General features: G+C 43.5%; 20 protein-coding genes. 10 read left to right on the top strand and 10 right to left on the bottom strand.

The features are described 5' to 3' along the window. The first annotated feature begins 130 nt into the window (after positions 1 to 130). The 4 genes from Xbed_RS05700 to Xbed_RS05685 all read left to right on the top strand — a co-directional run bounded on the left by Xbed_RS05700 (position 131) and on the right by Xbed_RS05685 (position 2,265). Positions 131 to 559, top strand: coding sequence for a carboxymuconolactone decarboxylase family protein (locus tag Xbed_RS05700; protein WP_086111961.1), 429 nt, complete (start codon positions 131 to 133; stop codon positions 557 to 559). After that, positions 543 to 800 carry a hypothetical protein gene (locus Xbed_RS05695; RefSeq protein WP_086111960.1) on the top strand — a complete coding sequence of 86 codons (258 nt, stop codon included), beginning with the start codon at positions 543 to 545 and terminating at the stop codon, positions 798 to 800. Before Xbed_RS05700 ends, Xbed_RS05695 begins: the two co-directional genes overlap by 17 nt. Before the next feature lie 57 nt (positions 801 to 857). Beyond that, positions 858 to 1,799 (top strand): aspartate carbamoyltransferase, encoded by a 942-nt coding sequence (gene pyrB, locus Xbed_RS05690; RefSeq protein WP_086111959.1) that lies wholly within the window; start codon positions 858 to 860, stop codon positions 1,797 to 1,799. 205 nt (positions 1,800 to 2,004) lie between these two features. Further along, positions 2,005 to 2,265, top strand: a complete 261-nt coding sequence (locus Xbed_RS05685) for a hypothetical protein (protein ID WP_139837458.1) — start codon at positions 2,005 to 2,007, stop codon at positions 2,263 to 2,265. Positions 2,266 to 2,400: 135 nt separating this feature from the next. Here the strand turns inward: Xbed_RS05685 and Xbed_RS05680 are convergent, their stop codons facing one another. Next, on the bottom strand, positions 2,401 to 4,719 hold the full coding sequence (locus Xbed_RS05680) for an FdhF/YdeP family oxidoreductase (RefSeq protein WP_086111957.1): 2,319 nt from the start codon (positions 4,717 to 4,719) through the stop codon (positions 2,401 to 2,403). A 363-nt stretch (positions 4,720 to 5,082) separates the two neighbouring features. Between Xbed_RS05680 and Xbed_RS05675 the strand changes: the two genes are divergently transcribed. Further along, on the top strand, positions 5,083 to 5,826 hold the full coding sequence (locus Xbed_RS05675; RefSeq protein ID WP_086111956.1) for a metallophosphoesterase family protein: 744 nt from the start codon (positions 5,083 to 5,085) through the stop codon (positions 5,824 to 5,826). A 4-nt stretch (positions 5,827 to 5,830) separates the two neighbouring features. On the opposite strand, the gene Xbed_RS05670 is transcribed toward Xbed_RS05675, so the two are convergent. Beyond that, positions 5,831 to 7,042 (bottom strand): DUF819 family protein, encoded by a 1,212-nt coding sequence (locus Xbed_RS05670; protein ID WP_086111955.1) that lies wholly within the window; start codon positions 7,040 to 7,042, stop codon positions 5,831 to 5,833. A 57-nt stretch (positions 7,043 to 7,099) separates the two neighbouring features. Next, positions 7,100 to 7,807 carry a M15 family metallopeptidase gene (locus tag Xbed_RS05665; RefSeq protein ID WP_167371874.1) on the bottom strand — a complete coding sequence of 236 codons (708 nt, stop codon included), beginning with the start codon at positions 7,805 to 7,807 and terminating at the stop codon, positions 7,100 to 7,102. A 367-nt stretch (positions 7,808 to 8,174) separates the two neighbouring features. Here Xbed_RS05665 and pyrI point away from each other — a divergent pair, with 367 nt between their 5' ends. From pyrI to nrdG, 4 genes are all read left to right on the top strand, one after another. Further along, complete coding sequence (pyrI, locus tag Xbed_RS05660; protein WP_086111953.1) at positions 8,175 to 8,639, top strand: aspartate carbamoyltransferase regulatory subunit; 465 nt, start codon at positions 8,175 to 8,177, stop codon at positions 8,637 to 8,639. Positions 8,640 to 8,714: 75 nt separating this feature from the next. Continuing rightward, positions 8,715 to 9,101: a 2-iminobutanoate/2-iminopropanoate deaminase gene (gene ridA / locus Xbed_RS05655; protein ID WP_086111952.1), complete on the top strand. Its 387-nt coding sequence runs from the start codon at positions 8,715 to 8,717 to the stop codon at positions 9,099 to 9,101. A gap of 234 nt (positions 9,102 to 9,335) precedes the next feature. Then, complete coding sequence (gene nrdD, locus Xbed_RS05645) at positions 9,336 to 11,252, top strand: anaerobic ribonucleoside-triphosphate reductase (protein ID WP_086111951.1); 1,917 nt, start codon at positions 9,336 to 9,338, stop codon at positions 11,250 to 11,252. Positions 11,253 to 11,256: 4 nt separating this feature from the next. After that, positions 11,257 to 11,721, top strand: coding sequence for an anaerobic ribonucleoside-triphosphate reductase-activating protein (gene nrdG, locus Xbed_RS05640; protein ID WP_086111967.1), 465 nt, complete (start codon positions 11,257 to 11,259; stop codon positions 11,719 to 11,721). 61 nt (positions 11,722 to 11,782) lie between these two features. On the opposite strand, the gene Xbed_RS05635 is transcribed toward nrdG, so the two are convergent. The 7 genes from Xbed_RS05635 to Xbed_RS05605 all read right to left on the bottom strand — a co-directional run bounded on the left by Xbed_RS05635 (position 11,783) and on the right by Xbed_RS05605 (position 18,876). After that, positions 11,783 to 12,214: a YhbP family protein gene (locus Xbed_RS05635; RefSeq protein WP_086111950.1), complete on the bottom strand. Its 432-nt coding sequence runs from the start codon at positions 12,212 to 12,214 to the stop codon at positions 11,783 to 11,785. Between the two features lie 115 nt (positions 12,215 to 12,329). Next, entirely contained in the window at positions 12,330 to 12,581 is a 252-nt protein-coding gene (gene bhsA, locus Xbed_RS05630; protein ID WP_086111949.1) for a multiple stress resistance protein BhsA, read from the bottom strand. Positions 12,582 to 13,057: 476 nt separating this feature from the next. Beyond that, entirely contained in the window at positions 13,058 to 13,576 is a 519-nt protein-coding gene (locus Xbed_RS05625; protein WP_086111948.1) for a GNAT family N-acetyltransferase, read from the bottom strand. A 316-nt stretch (positions 13,577 to 13,892) separates the two neighbouring features. Then, positions 13,893 to 15,068, bottom strand: coding sequence for an ABC transporter permease (locus tag Xbed_RS05620; RefSeq protein ID WP_244182411.1), 1,176 nt, complete (start codon positions 15,066 to 15,068; stop codon positions 13,893 to 13,895). 11 nt (positions 15,069 to 15,079) lie between these two features. Then, on the bottom strand, positions 15,080 to 16,210 hold the full coding sequence (locus Xbed_RS05615) for an ABC transporter permease (RefSeq protein ID WP_086111947.1): 1,131 nt from the start codon (positions 16,208 to 16,210) through the stop codon (positions 15,080 to 15,082). Between the two features lie 12 nt (positions 16,211 to 16,222). After that, entirely contained in the window at positions 16,223 to 17,194 is a 972-nt protein-coding gene (locus tag Xbed_RS05610; protein WP_086111946.1) for an HlyD family secretion protein, read from the bottom strand. A gap of 1,088 nt (positions 17,195 to 18,282) precedes the next feature. Beyond that, the gene (locus Xbed_RS05605; RefSeq protein WP_086111945.1) at positions 18,283 to 18,876 is read right to left on the bottom strand and encodes a tyrosine-type DNA invertase; all 594 of its coding nucleotides are present in this window, start codon (positions 18,874 to 18,876) and stop codon (positions 18,283 to 18,285) included. 962 nt (positions 18,877 to 19,838) lie between these two features. Here Xbed_RS05605 and Xbed_RS05600 point away from each other — a divergent pair. After that, the gene (locus Xbed_RS05600) at positions 19,839 to 22,862 is read left to right on the top strand and encodes an inverse autotransporter beta domain-containing protein (RefSeq protein WP_086111944.1); all 3,024 of its coding nucleotides are present in this window, start codon (positions 19,839 to 19,841) and stop codon (positions 22,860 to 22,862) included. Positions 22,863 to 22,986: the final 124 nt, after the last annotated feature.

The following is a 22,986-nucleotide window of genomic DNA, read 5'->3' as shown; positions in this document are numbered from 1 at the left end:
AAAACATGATATATATACAGGTATTGGCGGAAACATTGATATATAATATTTCTTGATATCGTGAAGAAAGAAAATATCGCCTATTTATAGTTACACCATTAAACAAAAATAAAAGGTCTGAAAAATAAATATGGATTACGCAAAAATTTCTCCCCTCGTCATTAATCCCCTATATCAAAGCTACGCAGAAATACATGCTTCTAAACTGGATCAAGCCTTAATTCTGCTGGTAGAAACTCGTGTATCTCAAATAAATGGCTGTGCCTATTGTTGTCATCTTCATGCCGAACAAATTCGCAAAAATCATGGTATAGAACAAGTCAAACTGGATAAATTGCCTGCATGGTTCAATTCCAGCATCTACAGTACCAAAGAAAAATTGGCATTGGAGTGGTGTGAAGCCCTGACAACCGATCTCAAACAAAGCACACTGGATAATATCAAAGAACGCCTTGATGCCATTTTCACAGAAAAAGAGATTGTTGACCTGACTGCCGCGATTTCCCTTATGAACGCCTTCAACAGAATGGCCGTCAGTTTGGGTGACAGAAACGAATAATCACCTCTTTGTTTCGGTTCTTGGATCTGACAAGCCATCAAAACAAAAATTTCTTCCGGCAAACCTTGCGGTGAATGCTATCGTGAGTATAATGCGCGACGATTTGCCGGGAGAAAACATGAAAGATTGCGCTGTAAAGGCCGTTACAAAACATCAAGCTAACGAAACACTGTCTGCTGGCAGCGTAAGCGCATTGTTTTTCCCATTGCTCAACCGAACATTAAAAAAGCCCCTCAATTGAGGGGCTTTTTTTTGCTGCCCAGTCCAAGGCTAGAAGTCATCAGAGAGGAACGTAAACATGGCTAATCCGTTATATCGCAAGCATATCATTTCAATTAACGATCTGAGCCGCACAGATCTGGAACGGGTATTGCAAACGGCCGCTGCATTGAAAGCCAATCCACAGACTGAGTTACTGAAACACAAGGTGATCGCAAGTTGCTTCTTTGAGGCTTCAACGCGCACTCGTCTCTCTTTTGAAACGGCTATCCAGCGACTCGGTGCTTCCGTCGTCGGCTTTGCTGACAGCAGCAATACTTCATTGGGTAAAAAGGGAGAAACGTTGGCTGATACGATTTCTATCATCAGCCAGTATGCCGATGCAATCGTCATGCGTCACCCACAGGAAGGCGCGGCGCGACTGGCTTCTGAATTTTCCGGCCATATCCCGGTCATTAACGCCGGCGACGGTGCAAATCAGCATCCGACCCAAACTTTGCTTGATCTGTTTACTATTCAGGAAACGCAGGGCAGACTGGAAAACCTGAAAATCGCTATGGTTGGTGATTTGAAATATGGCCGGACTGTCCACTCACTGACACAAGCGCTGGCGAAATTCGATGGCAACCATTTCTGTTTCATCGCTCCGGATGCCCTTGCTATGCCAAGCTATATCCTGCATATGTTGGATGAAAAACAGGTGAGTTACAGCCTCCACACTCACTTTGAAGATGTGCTGCCTGAACTGGATATTCTGTATATGACCCGCGTCCAGAAAGAGCGTCTTGATCCTTCAGAATATGCCAATATCAAGGCTCAGTTTGTTCTGCGCGCGGCAGATCTGGTGCAGGTCAAAGAGAACCTGAAAGTGCTGCACCCGCTGCCACGCATTGATGAAATTACGGTTGATGTCGATAAAACCCCCTATGCTTACTACTTCCAGCAAGCAGGTAATGGCATTTTTGCCCGTCAAGCCTTGTTGTCGTTAGTCTTGAATGAAGAGGTTGTTATAGCGCAATAAAAAACAGCCCGTAATATTATGATTGAGGAAATTATCCCTTGGTCATAATATTATTTCCCTCAGGAAAGATTTTTATTTCTTTTAAGTTAACCAGATAAATTATCTGCATTATTGTTATGCTCGGTCATACGATGATCTGACTTTACGCCTGTTCTTATGAAATCGGCTGGATGATAATAACACTCTGGTTCGGCGGGCTTTTCAGATGTGCCTCTCCTATGTCTCTATGTGGGGATTTAATACCAAACTACGGCAAGACGAAGCCCACGCCTTTATCGTCAAATACCTGTTGCAAGGAAAAGACGCCGTTGCCGCCACCGATTATAAACGCTTCCCTGCCCTGTTCTTGTTCAAGGATAAAAAACCGGCTGATTTTGATCAGCAACTTGAACTTATTTTGGCGGAACTGGATAAACACAATAGCAATGAACAGGAAGACCCATCCGGAACGTCAGACCAACCATAAATTTAACCACCTTTAATTCCATTCTGGCATTTTATCCAGCTCGGTTTTGAATGAAGATCGTATTGTTATCTCCAAAACCGAGCCTGAATCGACGTACTTTTTGTTACTGTATTAAGCAAAAAAACCCTAAGCACCCTATACCAGACGCTGAGGTTCAGACCCATCCGGTTCGGTGCGGGATAATTTCACCGGCACCGATTTTGAAGTGGGCGTACCTGTTCCATCACCCACACTTTCCATTGGGACCAATGGATTAGTTTCCGGATAGTAAGCAGCAAGATTCCCACGTGGAATAGTGTAAGGAACCAGCTTGAAGCCAGAGACAATGCGTTTGATACCGTCATTCCACACAGTTTCGATATCGACCCGATCGCCAGCCTGATATCCCAATTGAGCAATATCTTCTGGATTCATGAACAGCACTTCCCGCTGACCATAAACGCCACGATAGCGATCATCCAGTCCATAAATCGTGGTGTTGTATTGGTCATGCGAACGCAAGGTCTGCAACGTGAAAGGAACGTCAGTACCTTCAATTTGTGGAAACAGTGTTTTGGGTAGGGCGGCATGGCTGAATTCCGCTTTTTTGCTCGGTGTAGCAAAGCGTAATTCGGCTGCCGCATTGCCAAGATAGAAGCCGCCAGCGTGTTCACATTTTTTATTGAAACCATCAAACCCTGGAATGGTCGCCGCAATATGGTCGCGAATTTTATTGTAATCCCCAGCCAATGCCAGCCAGTTAATCGTCGCGGTATTGCCTACTGTCGCATCGGCAATGCCGGCAACGATTGCGGTCTCAGAACGTTGGCTATCAAATAGCGGTTTATTCACCCCTTCTGAGGCATGAACCATGCTGAAAGAGTCTTCTACCGTGACGAATTGTGATCCTGTGAGCTGCATATCTCGTTCAGTACGACCCAATGTCGGCAAGATAAGAGCCCCTTTTTTACCGGTGACAAGGTGACTCCGATTTAATTTTGTGCTGATGTGTACGGTTAAATCACAGTGCCTAAGCGCTTCTTCTGTACGTGGGCTATCTGGCGCCGCCGCCGCAAGATTGCCACCCAATGCGATCAGAACCCTGACTTCATCGCGCAACATGGCACTCAATGCTTCGACAACATTATGCCCATGAGCACGAGGTGGCTCGAAATCAAAATGGGCCGCCATTTTATCCAAGAAAGGTTTGGCCGGTTTCTCATTAATTCCCATCGTCCGGTTACCCTGTACATTACTGTGACCACGCACCGGACAAAGCCCTGCACCGGGTTTACCCAGTTGACCAAAAAGCAATTGCAGGTTGACGATTTCACGCACGGTAATCAATGAGTGTTTATGTTGAGTTATTCCCATTGCCCAAGTACAGATAACCCGTTCTGCGTTCTGATAAAGGGTGGCTGCCTCACGCAATTGTGCTTCGCTCAAGCCCGATTGATCTTCGATAAATGACCATTCGGTTGCTGCGACTTCTTGCAGGTAAGCATCCACGCCTGCGGTATAAGTTGAAAGGAATTCCAAATCAAAAATACCGGATTTGCCTTCAGCCAGCAGGGTGTTATGGGTTTCCAAAAGCGCCTTAACCATCCCACGCACCGCTGCCATATCTCCGCCCAGTTTGGGCTGATAGTAACGATGGCTAATTTCCCCGGCCATTGGGGTGATGACTTCGAGTGGTTTTTGTGGATCAGCGAAACGTTCCAAGCCACGCTCACGCAGGGTATTAAAAGTGACAATGCGGGCGCCGCGTTCGGCAGCATGGCGTAAGCTATGCAGCATCCGTGGATGGTTTGTACCGGGATTCTGACCGAATATAAAAATGGCATCAGCCTGATCAAAATCTTGCAGCCGAATAGTGCCTTTCCCCACTCCCAAACTTTTCAACATGCCGGAGCCGCTGGCTTCATGACACATATTGGAACAATCAGGGAAGTTATTTGTCCCCAGAACACGGCCAAACAATTGATATAGCCATGAGGCTTCATTACTGGCGCGTCCAGAGGTATACAGTTCAAGCTGATTGGGGTTATCCATCGCCTTAATATGGCTGGCAATCAAGGCAAAAGCATCATCCCAACTGATCGGCTCATAATGATCCGTCTGCGGGTTATAGCTCATCGGCTCAACAACCCGTCCCTGATATTCAAGGAAATAATCACTTTGTTGATAAAGTTTACTCACACGGTGGGTTGCGAAGAATTCCCGATCAACATACCGGCGGGTCGCTTCCCAAGTGACGGCCTTAGCACCGTTTTCACAAAAACTGAAAAGACCTTTGTTATCATCCCCCCATGCGCATCCGGGGCAATCAAAGCCTCTGGGCTTGTTCATGCGCATCAGGTTAACCATATTTTTCAGTGCTTGTTTACTATCAAAGACAAAGCGAGTTGTTGCCTCCAGTGAACCCCAACCACCGGCAGCCGAGTGATAAGGTTTTATTTTTGATTTGAATTTCATAAAAATCTCTATTTTTTATGTCGTGGCCAATCCAAACTCACCACGGGTTTACAGGTGAACCAATAACGCCGATCTCATCATAGGGCGAACCAGGTTGTCTTGCTTGTGATATAAGCAAAAATCAAGCGATGATCACCCTTCTATAATCATACTCCTATCCTTCCATTACGGTCATTATTCCGTGGTTACATCACGAAAAAACCGATCTATCGCACTTTGGTGTTTCTAGCTGAATACCGCGATTGACAAACCTCATCGAAAGCTATTTTTTTAATGACAAATAAATTAAGTTATTAATGGATTGGATTACATAGAACAGTATTATAAAGATCATCAATGGGATTTTTCCGGAGGTAATAAAAAATGAAAGTTATTCACTTAACAGACATACACTTAACCCAAAGCCGAGATCAAAAAGTATTTGATGTCAATCCTTATGACAACTTTGATTTTGTTTGTGGGGAGATAGCCAGAATAAAAGACTCTACTGAAATAGAGTTAATTATCGTATCCGGTGATATTACCAATGAGGGTGATGTCGAAGCCTACAGATACTTTTTTAAAAAAATGGAATCACTAAAAACACCTTATATTGCTATACTCGGTAATCATGATCTCAAGCATAATTTTGATATCGCTCTTACAGAAGAAGAAAGTCAGTATATTATCAAGAGCCGTGGGTATAAAAATAAATCTTGGCATATTACTTCAGTCGATACCGTTGTCGAAGGTGAGGATTTCGGTTTTATATCCGACAATAACTTAGCAGAATTAGCAAGAGAAATGGCTGAAAACAGCCATTTTAATACTGCCATATTCATGCATCACCATGCTATTCCAGTGGGGACACCCATTGTAGATAACTGCATGTTGAATAATGGAAAAGATTTATTAGATCTTTGTGAGAAACATCAAGTTAAGTTTATCGGCAGCGGACATGCACACACTGCACGTATTTGGCATCATAATACCATGACAACCTGTGTTGCTCCCGCCGTTGTCTTCCAATGGCTACCGGCTATAGATAGCGTCAAAATATCAAAAGGCGTTGGTTTCAACCTCATAGATTTTTCAGGCGACTTATCCATAACGTCGTGCATTTATTAGTTATTCATGCCACAACAAAATAAACAAATGTCCCCACATAGTTGCCAATCACATAACCGATAGTACCAATCACCATTATCGGTCCGACCAGGTCGATCCAACCACGGCTAATTGCCATTGCTGCCGCCGTAGTTGGTCCGCCGATATTGGCATTGCACGCAAGGATATTTTCCTCAAGGCTGAATTTCAACACTTTCCCAACGGCAAAGGTGAGTATCAGGTTGACCATCGCAATGACAAAAACAAAAGCAAATAAGAGTAATGCATGGCTGATAATGGCTTTAATGGATGCCGGTATCCCGATTACAACAAAGAACATGTAAATGGCGTAAGTGCCCAATTCCTGAGTGCCATTCAGTTTGCTAAATGTCTCTTTAAAGATCGAAACGATAATAAAAGTTACAGTGGTCAGAAGCAGGTATTTATCGGAAATCAGGCTGAAAATCAGTTCCTGATAAATGTTGTTGGGTTGCCCAAGCCCGTTTTTCAGCCATGATGAAAGATGAAATGACAGAGCGACAATAGAGATCGACCATGCCAGCGATAAGGCAATGTCTTTCAGGGCAATGTTTTTCGGTTTCCAATACGCCGCCGCCAGCGTTTGGGATTTATCCAACTTGGGATCATGTTCTACCTGATCAGTATGTGGACTCCCCCAGAATTTCCTCGCCACCGTCCAGCCGGACAAGGCCATTAAGATAATAAAATAGGCTGCCATCATAAAGTTGTCGGCGACAATGGTAGATGCCACCATGCTTTGGGAAGGCGCTAATTTAGCGGCCATGGCGACAAAGTTAACACCGCCTCCCGTATAGGAAGCCGATATCATGCCACTGATTTTATCCAGCTCTGGAATGTGTGCTTTGAACATCCAGAAAGAGAGGATCGTCCCCATCATGGTTGCCACAGAAGAAATCAGGAACAATATCAGTAATCGTCCACTTTCTTTAAGAATACGCTGCAAATTGGTTTTGAATAACAATAAAGGGATCGCTAATGGCAGGATATATCCCCAAATAGCGTCGTACACCGGCGCTTCGGTAGGAATAATATTTAAATTGGAAGCCAACACAGCAATAATCAGTGCAATAACCGATCCGGGTATTTTAGCGGCCCATTTAAGACGCTGTTCTGCCATAATAGCCGCCGCGACGGTTATCATGATGAAAGCCCAGAGCATTAATGAGTTATCGGCGGTAATGAATGTGCTTTTCATTATTTTCCCTGATATTGTCAAATTAAAAAGAGGATATTCACACACTTATTGATTAATTTAGTTATTTTCATCGTGTCGTGTTCCCTTTATCGCACCATAAATGGCAGACTGATTGTTATAAAATGCCCACAAAGCGTTACCGTAATCATAATGCCACCATTCCGTCGGTAAGTTGGTAAATCCGGCTTGCGTCATGGCTTGATATAATAATCGGCGATATAACGTGGCCGGCCTATTTTTTTCCGGGGCTTTTTCTAATGCTGCGGTGTAAGAAAGTTCACTGACTTCATCAAACTCAGTTCCCAAAAACAGTGCTTGGCCGGATGCCATATCAAAGAGTGTTACATCCACGGAACCGCCCGTCAAATGGGGGCTGACCTGGTTTTTTTCCACGGGAACCGGAGCAACAAACTGTTGCAGCAATCGCTGCTGTTCTTCCGGTGATAAATCCGTATATTGGGCCGCTATTTTTGCCTGCGTTGCATCTTGCAATGCCTGTTGGGTTTCAACTGAACGCCAGCCATCCAAGACCAAAAGACCTAAATGGGCAGGAAGTAATTGTGATGCCATCATTAATTTTTCAGCGACGCTTTTTCTCAGCAGGCAATATTCAATGGCGCCTTTTATCCCCGCAAGAAAATAAACAGGCTGCCATTTTAATCTCTTAGTATTCGTGATGATTTCTAAAGGTTCATGACATTCATAAATAGGGATTTTATTGATGATCAGCCAATCAAAGTCTTTTTCTACTGCGATTGTTTCCACTGTATTTTCCTCCGCATTGATACTTTTCATTTTTCATGCTGCGGCCTTGTCAACTATACCGCAACCTAAAATCGATGGGACAAACAGCATTCAAACAACAATGTTTTAGCAAATCAACACGGTATTTATAAATCAATAACATCTTTACAAATCAGCAGTCCTTTTACAAATCAACAGTATTTTTACAAATCAACAACAAAAATGCGCTTCATCAGACTTTATTTATTTTCTATCAACAAGTTAAATCATCTTTTAAATTAAAGAGTTAATCAGATGAAATGCCAAATGGTCTGTGACAAAATAGGCCGATTCCCTTGATCCCCTAATATCTGGAGGACGAATACCGAACCGGTATTCATGACACAATATGACTCAAGATCATCAACGACAAGTCGAAGCCATTAAATGTGGCACCGTTATCGACCACATTCCGGCTCATGTCGGCTTTAAGTTATTGTCTCTGTTCAAACTCACCGAAACAGACCAGCGTATTACCATTGGTCTGAATCTGCCTTCCAATCATCTGGGTAAGAAGGATTTGATCAAGATTGAAAACACTTTCCTGACGGAGCAGCAAGCAAACCAGCTCGCGATGTATGCCCCTCATGCGACCATCAATAATATTGAAAATTATGTCGTCGTGAAAAAGATGCCAATCAATCTGCCAGAACAAATCGACAGCATCCTTGTTTGCCCAAACAGCAATTGCATCAGCCACAATGAACCCGTCAACAGCAGCTTCCGCGTGATGGCAGACCAAGATGATGTTGTATTGCGCTGTAAATATTGTGAAAAAGAGTTTGATCGCCAAGCGGTTATCAATAACGATTAACCGCCGCCTCAAGCGATCCGGCAAAATTTTTTATTCAGATGTTAATTCTATTCAGACGCTAAACAGGAGTTTTTAATGTCACGTTCTATTCATACCGAAAATGCACCAGCGGCAATCGGCCCTTATGTTCAGGGTGTTGATCTGGGCAGCATGGTGATGACTTCCGGCCAGATCCCGGTTGATCCGAAAACCGGGGCGATCCCTGAAGAGGTTACTGCCCAAGCCCGTCAATCGTTGGAAAACGTTAAAGCGATTATCGAACAATCCGGCCTGAAAGTGGCTGATATCGTCAAAACCACCGTGTTTGTTAAAGACCTGAATGACTTTGCAGCCGTGAATGCAACTTACGAAGCCTTCTTTGCTGAACATAATGCGCCATTTCCTGCCCGTTCCTGTGTTGAAGTTGCCCGTCTGCCAAAAGATGTGAAAATCGAAATCGAAGCGATCGCCGTTCGCGGTTAATTTGCTGTTTTCTCAACCCTGATAACGTCGCTATCAGGGTTGTTATACCGTCATACTCAAGCTGCCGGTTTTTTCTCCCTCTTCCGGGTTAACCCTCTCTTTCTTTGTCTTAGATCAACTTTGTTGGTGGTAAATCGGCTTAAATGATCTATATATTGTGTTTAAATACACGAAATTTACTATATATAGTATTTATACACAAGATTATCCACACCCAACAAAAAGCGAGCCTTCATGTCATTTTCGTCTGTGGATAACTCATTGAGGAGCCTTATCGTGAATTCCCATCAATGGCATGATCAGTTAGATCAGGAAATTCGTGGCTTGATCGAGCAAAATGATTTCTCTCTACTTAATGAAAATGCGAATAAAGACAGTAAAGTCATCCCGACCCAGCGTGATTTGTTGGCGGGAATTGTCGCCCGGCAATATGCCAAACGGCATATGCTGCCGCATGATGTGGTTATGGCGCATGAAAGGGGCGAAATTCACTACCATGATCTGGATTATGCCCCCTTTTTCCCCATGTTCAACTGTATGCTGATCGATTTACAAGGCATGCTGACCCATGGCTTTAAGATGGGTAATGCGGAAATTGAGCCACCCAAGTCCATTTCCACCGCCACGGCGGTCACGGCCCAAATTATCGCGCAAGTTGCCAGCCATATTTATGGTGGCACGACCATTAACCGCATTGATGAAGTACTCGCTCCTTTTGTGAAAGCCAGTTATGACAAGCATCTGGCCATTGCCAAAGAGTGGGAGATTGCGGATCAAGCAGCCTACGCAGAATCTCGCACCGAAAAAGAGTGTTATGACGCTTTTCAATCTCTGGAATATGAAGTAAACACGCTGCATACCGCCAATGGGCAAACGCCCTTTGTCACATTTGGCTTCGGCCTGGGTACGTCAAAAGAGTCCCGCCTGATTCAAAGCTCGATTCTGCGCAACCGCATTGCAGGATTGGGAAAAAATCGTAAGACCGCTGTCTTCCCTAAATTAGTTTTTGCCATTCGTGATGGGTTGAATCACCGATTTGGCGATCCTCACTATGACATCAAGTTATTGGCGCTGGAGTGTGCCAGCAAACGGATGTACCCCGATATTCTCAATTATGATCAAGTCATCAAAGTAACGGGGTCATTTAAAACCCCCATGGGCTGTCGCAGTTTTCTCAGTGTTTATGAAGAAAATGGTCAGCAAATCCACGAAGGGCGCAATAATCTGGGGGTCATTAGCCTGAATCTGCCCCGTATTGCATTGGAGGCCAACGGTGATGAAACCCGCTTCTGGCAGATTTTGGATCAACGTTTGTTACTCGCGAAAAAAGCCCTGATGACCCGAATTTCCCGACTCGAAAATACCCAGGCTCGCGTAGCTCCAATCCTCTATATGGAAGGCGCCTGTGGCATACGCCTGAAAGCCGATGACACGATTGCTGAGATTTTTAAACATGGCCGCGCATCTATTTCATTGGGTTATATTGGTATCCATGAAACGATCAATGCGTTATATGGTCATCACGCCCACCTGTTTGATGATAAACAGCGCCAACAGAAAGCCCTTTCCATTATTGAACATCTACGTGAGGCGGTTGATCACTGGAAGCAGGAGACTGGCTACGGATTCAGTCTGTACAGTACGCCAAGCGAGAATTTATGCGATCGTTTCTGCCGTCTGGATAGCGCCGAGTTTGGTTTGATTCACGGCGTCACCGATAAAGGTTATTACACTAATAGCTTCCATCTGGATGTGGAAAAAAGGGTCAATCCCTACGATAAACTTGATTTTGAAGCGCCCTATCCGCCGTTGGCGAATGGCGGTTTTATCTGTTACGGCGAGTATCCCAATCTGCAACATAATTTGAAAGCATTGGAGGATGTTTGGGATTATAGCTATTCGCGTGTTCCTTACTATGGCACCAATACCCCCATTGATGAATGTTACCAATGTGGTTTTACCGGAGAATTTGCCTGTACCAGCAAAGGATTCACTTGTCCTCACTGTGGCAATCATGACTCAGCGCAGGTTTCTGTCATTCGCCGTGTTTGCGGCTATCTTGGCAGCCCGGATGCACGCCCGTTCAACAGCGGGAAACAGGAAGAAGTGAAACGCCGCGTGAAGCATCTCAGCAATGGCCGAATGGGTTAATACCATGAATTATCATCAGTATTATCCGGTTGATGTGGTCAATGGCCCCGGAACTCGTTGCACGTTGTTTGTATCAGGCTGTCAGCATCAATGCCGGGGCTGCTATAACCAAAGCACCTGGCAGGTTGATTCTGGTCAGCCTTTTACGTTGGAGGTGGAAAACCAAATCATCGCTGATTTGAAAGATCGGCGGATTAAACGGCAAGGTTTATCACTATCCGGTGGCGATCCTCTGCATCCCCATAATTTACCCGTAATTTTACCGTTGGTTAAGCGTGTAAGAGAAGAATGCCCGGATAAGGATATCTGGTTATGGACAGGCTATGTACTCAATGAATTAAGTGAGATCCAGCAAGAAGTTATCAGCCATATTCATGTCTTGGTTGATGGGAAATTTGAACAAACGCGACATGATCCCACGTTAATCTGGCGAGGCAGCCATAATCAGGTCATTCATTACTTACGGTAAATGACTGACGGTAAAAAGTACGCTGACTTTCGCTGATCACAATCAATGAAGAATATTAGCATTAACGTTGCCAATGCAGCTTTTTGCCGAAGCCAAGGCTGTTATCCACCATTTTGATTTCATTCAGATTGAGTTGCCAGATAGGCGATTTGGCGGTTGAAGCGATGGGAAAATGGCGGCAATAGTGCGCTCTGGCTACCGTTTCAGCTTCGCCTGTCAGTGGAATCACCTCACCCCGGAATTGGATACCCTTAATTTGAGCGATGTTATGGGTCTGTTCGGCAACAGTACCTGCAACGACGGGATGTTGCTGCATCATTTGCCCGTGTCGGGTATCAGGCTCAGTCATAAACCAAAATGCCATGCTATCGGCATCAAAGACATAAAAGCAGCTCGCACACCATAAATCTTGGGCAGAGGCAGTGCAGAGGGTGAATACATGTTGTTTGGCAAGATACTGACAAATTATTAATCTTTCTTTATTTAAACTCATATAGTTCCATGCCGTTAGTTTATCCCATTGACAACAGAACACGACGGGTATTTTTCCAGTAACGTGTTCTAGGTTCGACTAAATATACCAAGGAGACTGCATGGAACACGATAAATTATTTATAAATTTCGGCAACGCCATTGAGTCTATTCTGGCCCGTTGCAGAAATAACGCGGAAATATTTCGCGCCAGCTTTGTCAGCTTTTTTGGATAATTCTGTAGTCAGACTATCCAGTGTAGCGGCCCCCGTCACTGAGACAACCCCGATTTTATTTCCCGTAGCAACTTGTACTTCAGTTGCCGCAAATGAACCCCATGAAACCGCACATAATGCTAAAATAGCGGTGATATTTTTTACCTTTTTCATATTATGCTCCTTTGAACATTTTTAAAACATGACTCATATCTCGTGATGCCGATCATGTTATACGCTTGTTCAGAACATGATAATTAGCAATTATTGCTACAATCTTTCAATTATTTTGAATAAATATCACCACTGCAAGATGCCAACCAGTCTATATTAATAATAAATTCATCATGTTAAATTGAAAAAACATTATGATGTCAGTTTGAAACTGAGTTTTATATTAATTTCCATGTGAATTGCAATCTTTTATAATTGTTAAATTTATATAATGAATATTAACGCATCTAACTCTAAGCGAACAGGAACCCACTCTGACCTGTTCTAATCAGAATACATGGGACCATGGTCCCACCTTACAAAACCAGAGACCGTGCAAAACAACTCAGTAAGCACCAAAAAGAGAGGCTGATTATAAACCAGCCTCCCTGTATAACGACTTTATTTGATGGCAAACGGTGTATTTGAGCGGTTTTTCACCCAAGCAAAGACCACAGATTCTCAAAATGGGCGGGATAAGTTACCTGACCATGACAATCCCTCTGAGAAATATCAGCCAGGGTGTAGATCAGGAAGTAATCCTCGCAATCAGGCCATTGGCAATATAATTGATCTTCTTTAGCCAGTTTGAAACCAAAACGACGGTAATATTCGGGATCTCCCAGTACCACAACCGCCCCGTATCCAAACTCGTTCAGGCTATCCAGCCCTTCATAAATCAATTTTTCACCAAGCCCATGACAACGGTGCTGTTCCTCCACCGCCAAGGATGCCAGACCTACCCATTGGTGATCTTCACCATTGATATCAACTGGGGTGAAACCGACATAGCCAATCACATGACCTTCATCGTCAGTCGCAACCATGCCCAGTGTCAACAAGCCATCTTCTCTTAGTTGATGAACTAACTCAGCTTCTGCCGATGTTGCAAAAGATTGACGCAATAAACGATCAATCCCCATGGCATCGACGGGAATTTCGACCCTGATTAACATGACGATAACGCGCGATCGTGCGGATCGGCGCCCTCTTTCTGTCCCGCTTTGATAAATTCAAATTCAGGCTCTTGATTTACTAAATAGAAGTGGATTTTACTTAACACAGCTCAGACTCCTTTTCGTGCAAAGTGACGCGCTATTCAGCCAAAATCCTGCTGTATTTCCCCGATCCTACATCAAGGATCGATAATAAATCCCTTATCACAAAACGTCTACAGAACAAATTGCGGAGAAAGCTATTTTTTGAATTAGCCCATAACACGACCGTTATCCTTAAGGTCGTGAGGTTTTTTCTGTTCGTGGGGAGAAAATTTTATGGCGAAAAAAATCGCTTAATGCGCCGGGAGAGACCCCGCAATTCCTGATTGCGCAGCATACCAACCAAAATGCCCAGAAGCATATATATCACGCCAAGAAGCAGCATCATGCCGATATCCAGAAACACACTGTGCAATGGCAATCCCATTTGGTTGACACCCGCGATCGCTTTTGTTGCCCATGTGGATGGCAAAGCCGATGAAATGATCCTGACCCAATCGGGCATCGCCTGGATCGGCCAGATCGTTCCTGAAATATAGAAGATGGGTGTCGTAATAAAGGCCAGTGTCAGGTAGATCATTTCGATGTTGCGCAGGCATTCCGTCACCAGTTTTCCCAGCCCCAGTACCGCCAGCAAGAATGGGAATGTCAGCAGCAGCAAGAGGTAAATCGGCGCATCCTGACGATATCCCAAGACCCACGGCCACAAGACAAAAAAGATCACTGACAAAAACAGCCAAATGGGGATCAAGGCCGACAATGATCCCAAATAGACAGGGAGTGGCGGTTTGCTGGTGGGCGTTTCACGGGTGGCAACACTGACGCGGACACAGGTAATTAATAAAGAGTGCTGCAACAGCATGACCAGCAAACCGGGGAACACGATCGCGGCATAGCTGACACCCGGATTAAATAATCCGATAGTTTCCCCTTTAATCGGTTGGAGTAAGATTTTCACCTGTTCTAGGCTGAAACCCGCTTTTAAAAGCAGTATCCCGTTATACTCCGACAAGAGCTGCTGATAGGCTGACGCCAAATCTTGTTGAATCTGCCCATTGGCAAGGCGATTAGTTGCATCACCATAAACAGGAACTGTCACATTTTGACCATTCAACAGGCGTTTTTCAAAGTCCACGGGCACAATGATAATGGCAAAGATTTTTCGCTGTAGCATATCATGGCGGGCATTACCGAGATTGTTATAGCCTTGGGTTTCAACTTTCGCCGTCGCATTGATATGGCGGATCAAGGAACGGCTCGCATGACTGTTATCCTGATCAATGATCGCGACAGGCAAGTCCCACGAGGAAGGATGAACATAGACCAGGCTCATTACACACAATGAAACGATCAAAAGTAACCACATGGGCTTTTCCAACATTCCCAACAAGACGTTGCGAAATGTCTGCCAGTACAGCTTCCAATCGGTTTGCCCATTGTCCGGCATCATGCGCCCACCCCTTATTGGTTAAGCCGTTTCCACAAGCGGTTGTGGATCAAAAAACTACAGACCGCAGGATAGATCATCAATATCAGACAAACCTTCAGGATAACCTGTAGTGAGACTTCTCGTAGGAAGATGTCAAACATGGCATTCAAGGCATGGGTCAATGGTTCAAGATGAGAAATAATCCTGGCGGGCAATACCATTGACAGCTCAGGCAAAACCATGCCGGAAAAAGCCATCGCAATGCTGACCAACAGCCCAATCAAGGTGTAGGCGGTTATTGCGCTGCTGGTGAAAGTAAATAACAGCAAGCCAACGCTTTGGGCTGCCATCACATAGAAAAACCCAACAATCGGCATGTACAAAGGATTACCCGTCACTTTGGCGTCAGAAAAAGCAACCAGTGCGGTAATTTCCACCATCAATAACAGAGTGAAGATCAAGGTATAAGGCGCTAATTTTCCCAACAACGCTCCCACGAAAGATGTCGAGCTTAAAAGCGACTTTCCTCTGGCCATCGTGTAAATGGTGGATGTCACAACAAAAAGCTGTAATAGGTGGATGGTTGCCGCAAATTGTTGGTAATAAATATAGCTGCCGCTCGCGTTAAACAGGCTGTCATAAGACAAGGTGGCCTTAGCCAGCGGGGGCAGCTTATGGCCTATTTCGGATGCAATAATGGCACGATATTTTGCATTGGTTTCCGCCATCAGCCCGCTGAAATCCAGGGTTGAATAACGCCCCGCACCATAAAACAGGGCGTTGTAATACATACTGACCGTGGGCTGTTTTCCACTTAAGGCGTCTTTTTCAAAGTTTTCAGGGAAATAAAGCAGCGCATAATCCTGAGCACTGCTAAGGCGTTCCAAGGATTCCGGCAGGCTATTGTCATAAGATTTGATCTCTGCGTGCGGGGCAGCATTCAGGTTACGGCTCAAGTTGCGTGATAACGGACTCAGGTCATTATCCACAACCGAAACCGGCAAATTAAACAGTGTTCCCTCTGAAAAATTTGCACTGATTAAGATAAACAGCAACAGGGGAAACAACCAGCTTAACCAGTGAAAAACCGGGCTGCGAAGTGCATCTTTGAGTTCTCGCGTGAAAGCCTGTTCAAAACTGCCCCACGCAGCTTTTCTGTTCATCAAACCGCCACCTTACTTATCCCAAAGCCACAAGGCACTCATGCCCGGACGTAGCCCCTCTACAGGCTGCAAAGGATATAAGCGAACTTCAAACGTTCTCAGGTCAAAATCCCCCGTCGCACGGGTTGCGCGTTTTGTCGTATAGTCCCCCATCGGCGCAATATAGCGAACCTCAGCGTCAATCTCTTTATTACCCAATGCAGGCACACGCAATTGAATTTTGTCGCCCTTGCGAACTTTCGCCAAAATATCTTCACGCAAGTTATAAACGAAGTAAGCCTGCTGAAGGCGTACCAGCGTCGCCAATGGACTATTGGCATTAAAAAATTGCCCCATTTCTGCCGGCAGTGGCCCGACTTCACCCTCAACAGGGGCTTTTACCTGTAAATCCTCGCTCTGAACTTTCACTTCACGCAGTTTCTCTTCCGCTTCATTCAATGCAGCCTGATATTGTTGGCGCAGTTCAATGCGATCCCCGCTTTTCCCTGCATCCAACTCTGCTTTGGCACCCTGCATTTTCTGATAAGCGATATCCCGCACATTACGCGCATTATCCAGTTCACGGGTAGAGACATAACCTTTGGTTGACATATTACTGAGACGATCAAACTCACGTTGGGCGTTTTTATACCCTGACCGAGCCTGCGCAAGAGTGGCTTCTAAATTGCGGATACTCTCCTCACGTGTCCCATGCAGGGATAATTCGAGTTTCGCTTTAGCCTGATCACGCACCGCCTTCGCCGCCGCGACCCTGGCTTCTAACTCAGGGCTGTCAAGGGTGACCATCAGTTGCCCTGCTTTGATATCATCCCCGCGCCCCACATGGAGATTAACAACCCGACCCGTCGCTTTGGAAGTTACAATGACCTCTGGCGCATCAACTTCCCCCTGCAACAATAATTCTTGATGGTGGGAGCGGAAAAGCACGGCCATGGCGATCAGGAAAATAATTAATAGTATGGTGAAAAGTGTTCTTTTCTTCATTCTGTTCTGTAAGCCCCAAGCGTACTATCAGGTCAAAGTTGCCGATAAAGTTAACGATGTAGTGTGACACTCCTGAGTACAATTCTTTTTAGAGATCCGTGCGTCTGATCACTGACAAAAGAAAATCCCCCCTCAAAACATGCAAAACAACAAAATTCAGTCCAAATATTTAACACTCACTAAATTTTAGCATCTCTCGGCCAAACCACCCCTTTGATTCAGCTATAAATATTGACATAAATAAGATTTCAACAATCAACTAAAATCATATAATGAAAAATAAAGAAATATCGGGATTATATTTTGACTAACTGCAAACTATTTAACACAACATCATGCAAATGAAAAAGGATAAATGACTAAATGGTGAGCCAAAAGTCATTTATATTAATTTAATTAATGAAGTAAGTGTTCACAGCAGGTTACAGAAGCACAAGCGCCATTGATAACAATAAAGTATTATTTCTAAATGATATAATTTCTTAATTATATATATTAATATTAATGTCATATCTTTATTAAAAGAAAATATTGATTAGAAAAAAGTCACCATCATAATCTCTCTTCAAGGTAAGTTATGATTGTGCAATAAAATTACACAATCATGTTCTCTGTTTATTAAATTTAAAAATTCACATATTAATTTTTCAGGACAAATGAATGTCGTTTTGTCGTGTCATCATTTTCAATCTGGTATTTTTTATCCTAAATAATCTGTTAAGTTAACTTTAGGACAAAATAAAAGTTTTTTGTAAATAATGAGATTTCGCATTACAAGACAATAACTATCACCACATGGAATAATATCAATGAAATAGTTAACAATGGGAAATAATTATTTTTGTGTAAGAACCACGCTTCTTATTTCCTCTTTATTATTATGGTCTTTTCGAAAGAACAGGCAAAAAACCGGAGAGATCACGATGATCTTTCCGGTTTGATTTTTCAATATAGATATGCCCGTCATCTTGCAAGGCGATAGAATATTGCCCTAGTCAGGTAATGCACGCTTTACGGATAAAATTTGATAGTTCCACTGCGGAAAAAGAACAAATTTGCTCTTAAAATCATTAATTTTCAACAAACTACTAAGAAATGAGATATTTTCCACCATCAATTTTCAACTTTTGATTATGTTGCCAGGCTTTCTGAAAGCGCTCTGGATTACTGGCAGTATAGTGCATGGTATGGCGTATATTACGATGCCCTAAATAATCCTGAATCAGTCGGGTATCCAACCCCTGATTGGCAAGTTCAAATCCGCAAGAGTGCCGCAATTTGTGCGGATGTAACTTTATGGATAGCCCCGCCTGTTCCCCATATCTCCCCATTAATACATAAACCCACTGGCGTGATAACTTACCCCCTTTACGCGAAGGAAATAGCCATGAAGAGACCTGATATACCGAATTGAGACTCCTGATCTGCAACCATTTTAAGATAAGCTCTTTTTCTGTTACAGAGATAGGATGTGTTGTCGAAAAACCATTCTTCAATCGCTTTATATAAATGGTTTTTCCTGCGATATCAATATCGGAGACTTTTAATGAAGTCAGCTCACTCACACGTAGGCCATGAATATAAGTTAAGTACAACAAACACTGATCACGTTCTTTATTTACAGAATCGGTTAACACAGCAAAAACACGCTTCCATTCGTCTTGTGTGATGTATTTTCTCATAACAATCTCCAATAAAACGAACCTGGCACTACTCCAATTTCACACTTTCTGTTTAGACAGAATAAAAACATCGTCATACCTGTCATTCTTATGGCAATAGGATTCCCCTGATAAACAAATATCAGTTAATAATGATTTGGCGATCACTTTTCAATCTATCGCATAACGAGTCTTAACTTTATTAATTATATGACCTATGCGCGATTTTGCAGAATATAAATAATATCTAAATCACAAAAAACACAATGAACAATGCTGCCGCCCCTGCATAATAAATTACCAATGTTATTCCTTGTTTGTTTTTTGATCTTAAAAAAACTTATCAATCATAATTGACCATGAAATTGATCATGAATGATAAAGATTAATTTTATACATCAATATATGGGGAATTTACTGTACATTATTAAACCATATATGATCGAAAACAAAAAGCGAAAGCAAATATTAGATAATAACAATTAATTAACCAATCATATTCTCTTATATTTAAAGCTGTTTTTATTTTAATCTAATCAAGAATATCGAAATAATATAAAGGAAAACGATAACTATTTGTTTTTACTAAAATAAGTAAATCAAATACGCTTTAACCATAAAAATAACACCTGATCCCACCAAACTGACTTTTTCACCTCTATTTCCTGTTTTTATGAAACCGATTGACAATAAAAGTCATATTGATCAATTATTGATTTTATGTTGGAATAAAAAACCTTACAAATACCAAATTCTAGATCAATTATCTAATTGTTAACCATCAAACAGAATTTGTTAACTATTTTGTAATATTTCAGATCAGGCAATTCCGTGTTGTCATCTATTTATTCCGTCATTATTTGGCGATGTTCCCCTGATTACACGGTTCATGATTGACAGTCAATAAACCATAATATTCTGAAATGGATAGGTTTACTGCTAGTTATCGCCTGATGTTTTTTTATTGTTACAGGTTTATAGCTATGAACAAAAAATTCGACAAGCCGTGGCTACAGAATCAGCAAAATTTGCTGAAAAATGTAGCATGGGTGAACATTATCACTCAGTTTGTGTTTCCAGTTGCTGGCACATTTGCTCCCGCTATCGCGACTGCCAAAACACAGGCGACTTTTCAAAATGAACCATTGGCGCTACCCACAGAGACTTATATCCTGAAATCAGGGGAAACCATCAATACCATCGCTAAACGCTATGGTTTAACTGTCTCTGATCTACAAAAAATCAATCAATTACGTACCTTTAACAAATCTTTTATGGCACTTGGTGCCGGTAGCGAAATTGAAGTTCCTAAATCTCGAAACAATAAATTTCTGCCTTTTAACTATTCTTCATTAGATAAAACTTCATTAGATAAAACGGCGGCTGCAAATGAAAATTCTCGCCATCTGGCAGAGGTTGCCTCTCAGCTTGGTCACCTATTAGCCACTGATAATATTAAGAATGGAGCCACCAGCCAGTTAAGCAATCTGGTAATGAGTGAGGCCAATCAGCAAATTAAAAATTGGTTGGGAAGCTACGGTACAGTCCGTGTGCAAGCCAATCTGAATAACCGTGGAAACCTGAATGGCAGCCAGCTAGATATGCTGTTGCCCCTGTATGATACCCGCCACCAGATAGTTTTTACTCAGTTTGGTTTACGCCGTCTTGATAAACGCACTACCGCCAATTTCGGGCTGGGGCAACGTCATTTTTTTGATGGCTGGATGCTAGGCTACAATGCCTTCCTTGACCATGATTTCACCGGTGATAACACCCGATTTGGCCTCGGTGCAGAATATGCCCGTAATTATCTGAAATTGGGTGCAAACGGCTACTTCCGTTTAAGTCACTGGAAAGAGTCCCGCCTTCTGACTGATTATGATGAACGCCCAGCCAACGGGTTCGACCTGAGAATACAGGGTTATGCTCCGGCCATACCACAACTGGGTGGTAAGTTAATGTATGAACAATACTTCGGAAATGAAGTTGGGTTAATCAATAAAGATCACCGAAGCCGGAACCCTTCCATGTTGACGGCCGGGGTGAGTTATACTCCGGTTCCCTTGCTGACTTTCGGTATTGAACGCAAACAAGAGATGTCCGGTAACGGAGAAACACAGTTCAATATGGAACTGAATTATGCCATTGGCACTCCGTGGGCAAAGCAGATTGATCCGGACACCGTGACGTTCCGGCGTTCTCTGCAAGGCGGACGCTATGATTTGATCGAGCGCAATAATCAGATTGTTCTGGAATACCGCAAACGTGAAGTGATCTCTCTTGCCATGGATAACCAGATTATCGGCCATGCGGGTGAGAACAAGCCACTGCATATCAGCATTAACAGCAAATATGGGTTTAAAGATATTCAATGGGAAGCAACAAACCTTTTTGCCAATGGTGGAAAAATTCAACATCAAAGTGGGACACACTATCTGCTGACCCTACCGAAATATCAAACACAGGGCAGCACCAATACTAACAATACCTACACTGTCGGAGCCGTGGCTTACGATGAGCAAGGTAACGCTTCCAAACATGCAGAAATGCAGGTACACGTGCTCCCCGCAGAAGTGAATGCCAATAACTCGACTTTTACAGCAAAAGATAAAGAGATGCCGGCTGATGGTCACTCCACAACGCTTCTGACACTGACCCTGAAAGATAAAGAGGGCAACCCCATTAGTGGAGTTGCCTCTGATATCAAATTGGTCTCCAGTGGCTTAAGTGGGGAAGACAGCGATCCAGCGATCGCCAAAATGAAAGAGACTCAGCCGGGTATTTATGAATCCTTGCTGACTGCTGGCGGAAAGGTTGGAGTATTAAACATTACGCCAGAAGTGGATGGGATTATCGTCAAACCGGTGGACATTCTCTTCGTACACGCAACGATACCGCTCGTCAAAAATCTGACCCTAAAGGGCAAATTAGAGATGGGGCAAACGTTGAGTGCGACTTATACCTTTAACGCCAATCACGGTGATACAACCGATAAATCCCGCTATGCATGGGGTAATAAAGGCAGTACTGATGTGACCAAAGGCCATACGATCACCGAATCCGGCAAGATCCCAGACTATATATTGACACAGTCAGATGCCGGCACAGTGAAAGAGATTGCTGTGCAGGCACAAAACGCACTTGGCCTTATCGGGAATACCCAAGTCGTTGATACCAGCATGAGTGTCGAGCAAGGCAACCATACCCACGATGGCGGGAAAGGGGGAACAGTCAGAGGGCTGGCTGATAATATCACGTCTACACTGAGTGCCGATAAGGTCAAAAAGGGCGACGCTATCACACTCAAAATCACAGCGCTGAACCATGGGAAACCGGTCAGAAATGTGGCGATCAGAATTGAAGCCACCGGTGCGCAGAATCGCCACGGAGATCCTCAGAAAGCCACTGCATTATTCAATGGTAAATTAAATGTATATCAAGGCATTACGGATAATAACGGTATGCTATCTATTACCATAACCGACCCGAATGCGATGGGCTTAAAGACGCTGTTTTCCATCACAGCGGAGGGAACGGCTGCCCCACAAATTCAGAATGTGATTTTTACTGTCGTAACCAGTCCGGATATCCCTGAGGCTAATTTTTGGGGACATATGCCTAACACGGTCACCAGTGCCGATGGTACTGTCTTTTACCGACCCGTATTGCAATCAGAGCTAGGTATTCCAAGTACAATAAAAAAGCCACACCCATATACTGAACATAATGAAATCTGGTCAGCTCGCGCTCCCAAAGGTGCAGAATGGTCTTGTAAGGTGGCAGGTAAAAAATTACCGACAAAAGATCAATTGGAGAACCTTTACCTGGCCCATCCAGACAATGCGATGTATACCGAGTACGGCTGGCCAAAAGGCCGCTCCTATCGCTCTTCAAGTCCGGAGATAGATGGAAAGGGTAAAGATACCTATTATAGCGTGAATATAGACACCGGACTCGAACACGTTATCGATTACAAGATCTACGATTACGTGATCTGTGTAGATTAATGTCATCAATCCGCTCCCATCGGGGCGGATTATCCTTTCCATGCCTAACACTTTCATACCTTTCTAACACTTTCATACCGACAAATACATTATCCTACCCACCGACTATTGACGGCGCTAAATT

The sequence above is a fragment of the Xenorhabdus beddingii genome, assembly GCF_002127545.1.
Taxonomy (GTDB): Bacteria; Pseudomonadota; Gammaproteobacteria; order Enterobacterales; family Enterobacteriaceae; genus Xenorhabdus; species Xenorhabdus beddingii.
The sequence above is the reverse complement of the archived record's forward strand: the minus strand, read 5'-3'. Positions and strand labels throughout refer to the sequence as shown.

Bases quoted from the DNA above. Each gene is read 5' to 3' on its own strand.
- Xbed_RS05700 (WP_086111961.1), top strand. From the start codon at position 131: ATGGATTACGCAAAAATTTCTCCCCTCGTCATTAATCCCCTATATCAA.
- pyrB (WP_086111959.1), top strand. From the start codon at position 858: ATGGCTAATCCGTTATATCGCAAGCATATCATTTCAATTAACGATCTG.
- Xbed_RS05685 (WP_139837458.1), top strand. From the start codon at position 2,005: ATGTGCCTCTCCTATGTCTCTATGTGGGGATTTAATACCAAACTACGG.
- Xbed_RS05680 (WP_086111957.1), bottom strand. From the start codon at position 4,719: ATGAAATTCAAATCAAAAATAAAACCTTATCACTCGGCTGCCGGTGGT.
- Xbed_RS05675 (WP_086111956.1), top strand. From the start codon at position 5,083: ATGAAAGTTATTCACTTAACAGACATACACTTAACCCAAAGCCGAGAT.
- Xbed_RS05670 (WP_086111955.1), bottom strand. From the start codon at position 7,042: ATGAAAAGCACATTCATTACCGCCGATAACTCATTAATGCTCTGGGCT.
- pyrI (WP_086111953.1), top strand. From the start codon at position 8,175: ATGACTCAAGATCATCAACGACAAGTCGAAGCCATTAAATGTGGCACC.
- ridA (WP_086111952.1), top strand. From the start codon at position 8,715: ATGTCACGTTCTATTCATACCGAAAATGCACCAGCGGCAATCGGCCCT.
- nrdD (WP_086111951.1), top strand. From the start codon at position 9,336: ATGTCATTTTCGTCTGTGGATAACTCATTGAGGAGCCTTATCGTGAAT.
- nrdG (WP_086111967.1), top strand. From the start codon at position 11,257: ATGAATTATCATCAGTATTATCCGGTTGATGTGGTCAATGGCCCCGGA.
- Xbed_RS05635 (WP_086111950.1), bottom strand. From the start codon at position 12,214: ATGAGTTTAAATAAAGAAAGATTAATAATTTGTCAGTATCTTGCCAAA.
- bhsA (WP_086111949.1), bottom strand. From the start codon at position 12,581: ATGAAAAAGGTAAAAAATATCACCGCTATTTTAGCATTATGTGCGGTT.
- Xbed_RS05625 (WP_086111948.1), bottom strand. From the start codon at position 13,576: ATGTTAATCAGGGTCGAAATTCCCGTCGATGCCATGGGGATTGATCGT.
- Xbed_RS05620 (WP_244182411.1), bottom strand. From the start codon at position 15,068: ATGATGCCGGACAATGGGCAAACCGATTGGAAGCTGTACTGGCAGACA.
- Xbed_RS05615 (WP_086111947.1), bottom strand. From the start codon at position 16,210: ATGAACAGAAAAGCTGCGTGGGGCAGTTTTGAACAGGCTTTCACGCGA.
- Xbed_RS05610 (WP_086111946.1), bottom strand. From the start codon at position 17,194: ATGAAGAAAAGAACACTTTTCACCATACTATTAATTATTTTCCTGATC.
- Xbed_RS05605 (WP_086111945.1), bottom strand. From the start codon at position 18,876: ATGAGAAAATACATCACACAAGACGAATGGAAGCGTGTTTTTGCTGTG.
- Xbed_RS05600 (WP_086111944.1), top strand. From the start codon at position 19,839: ATGAACAAAAAATTCGACAAGCCGTGGCTACAGAATCAGCAAAATTTG.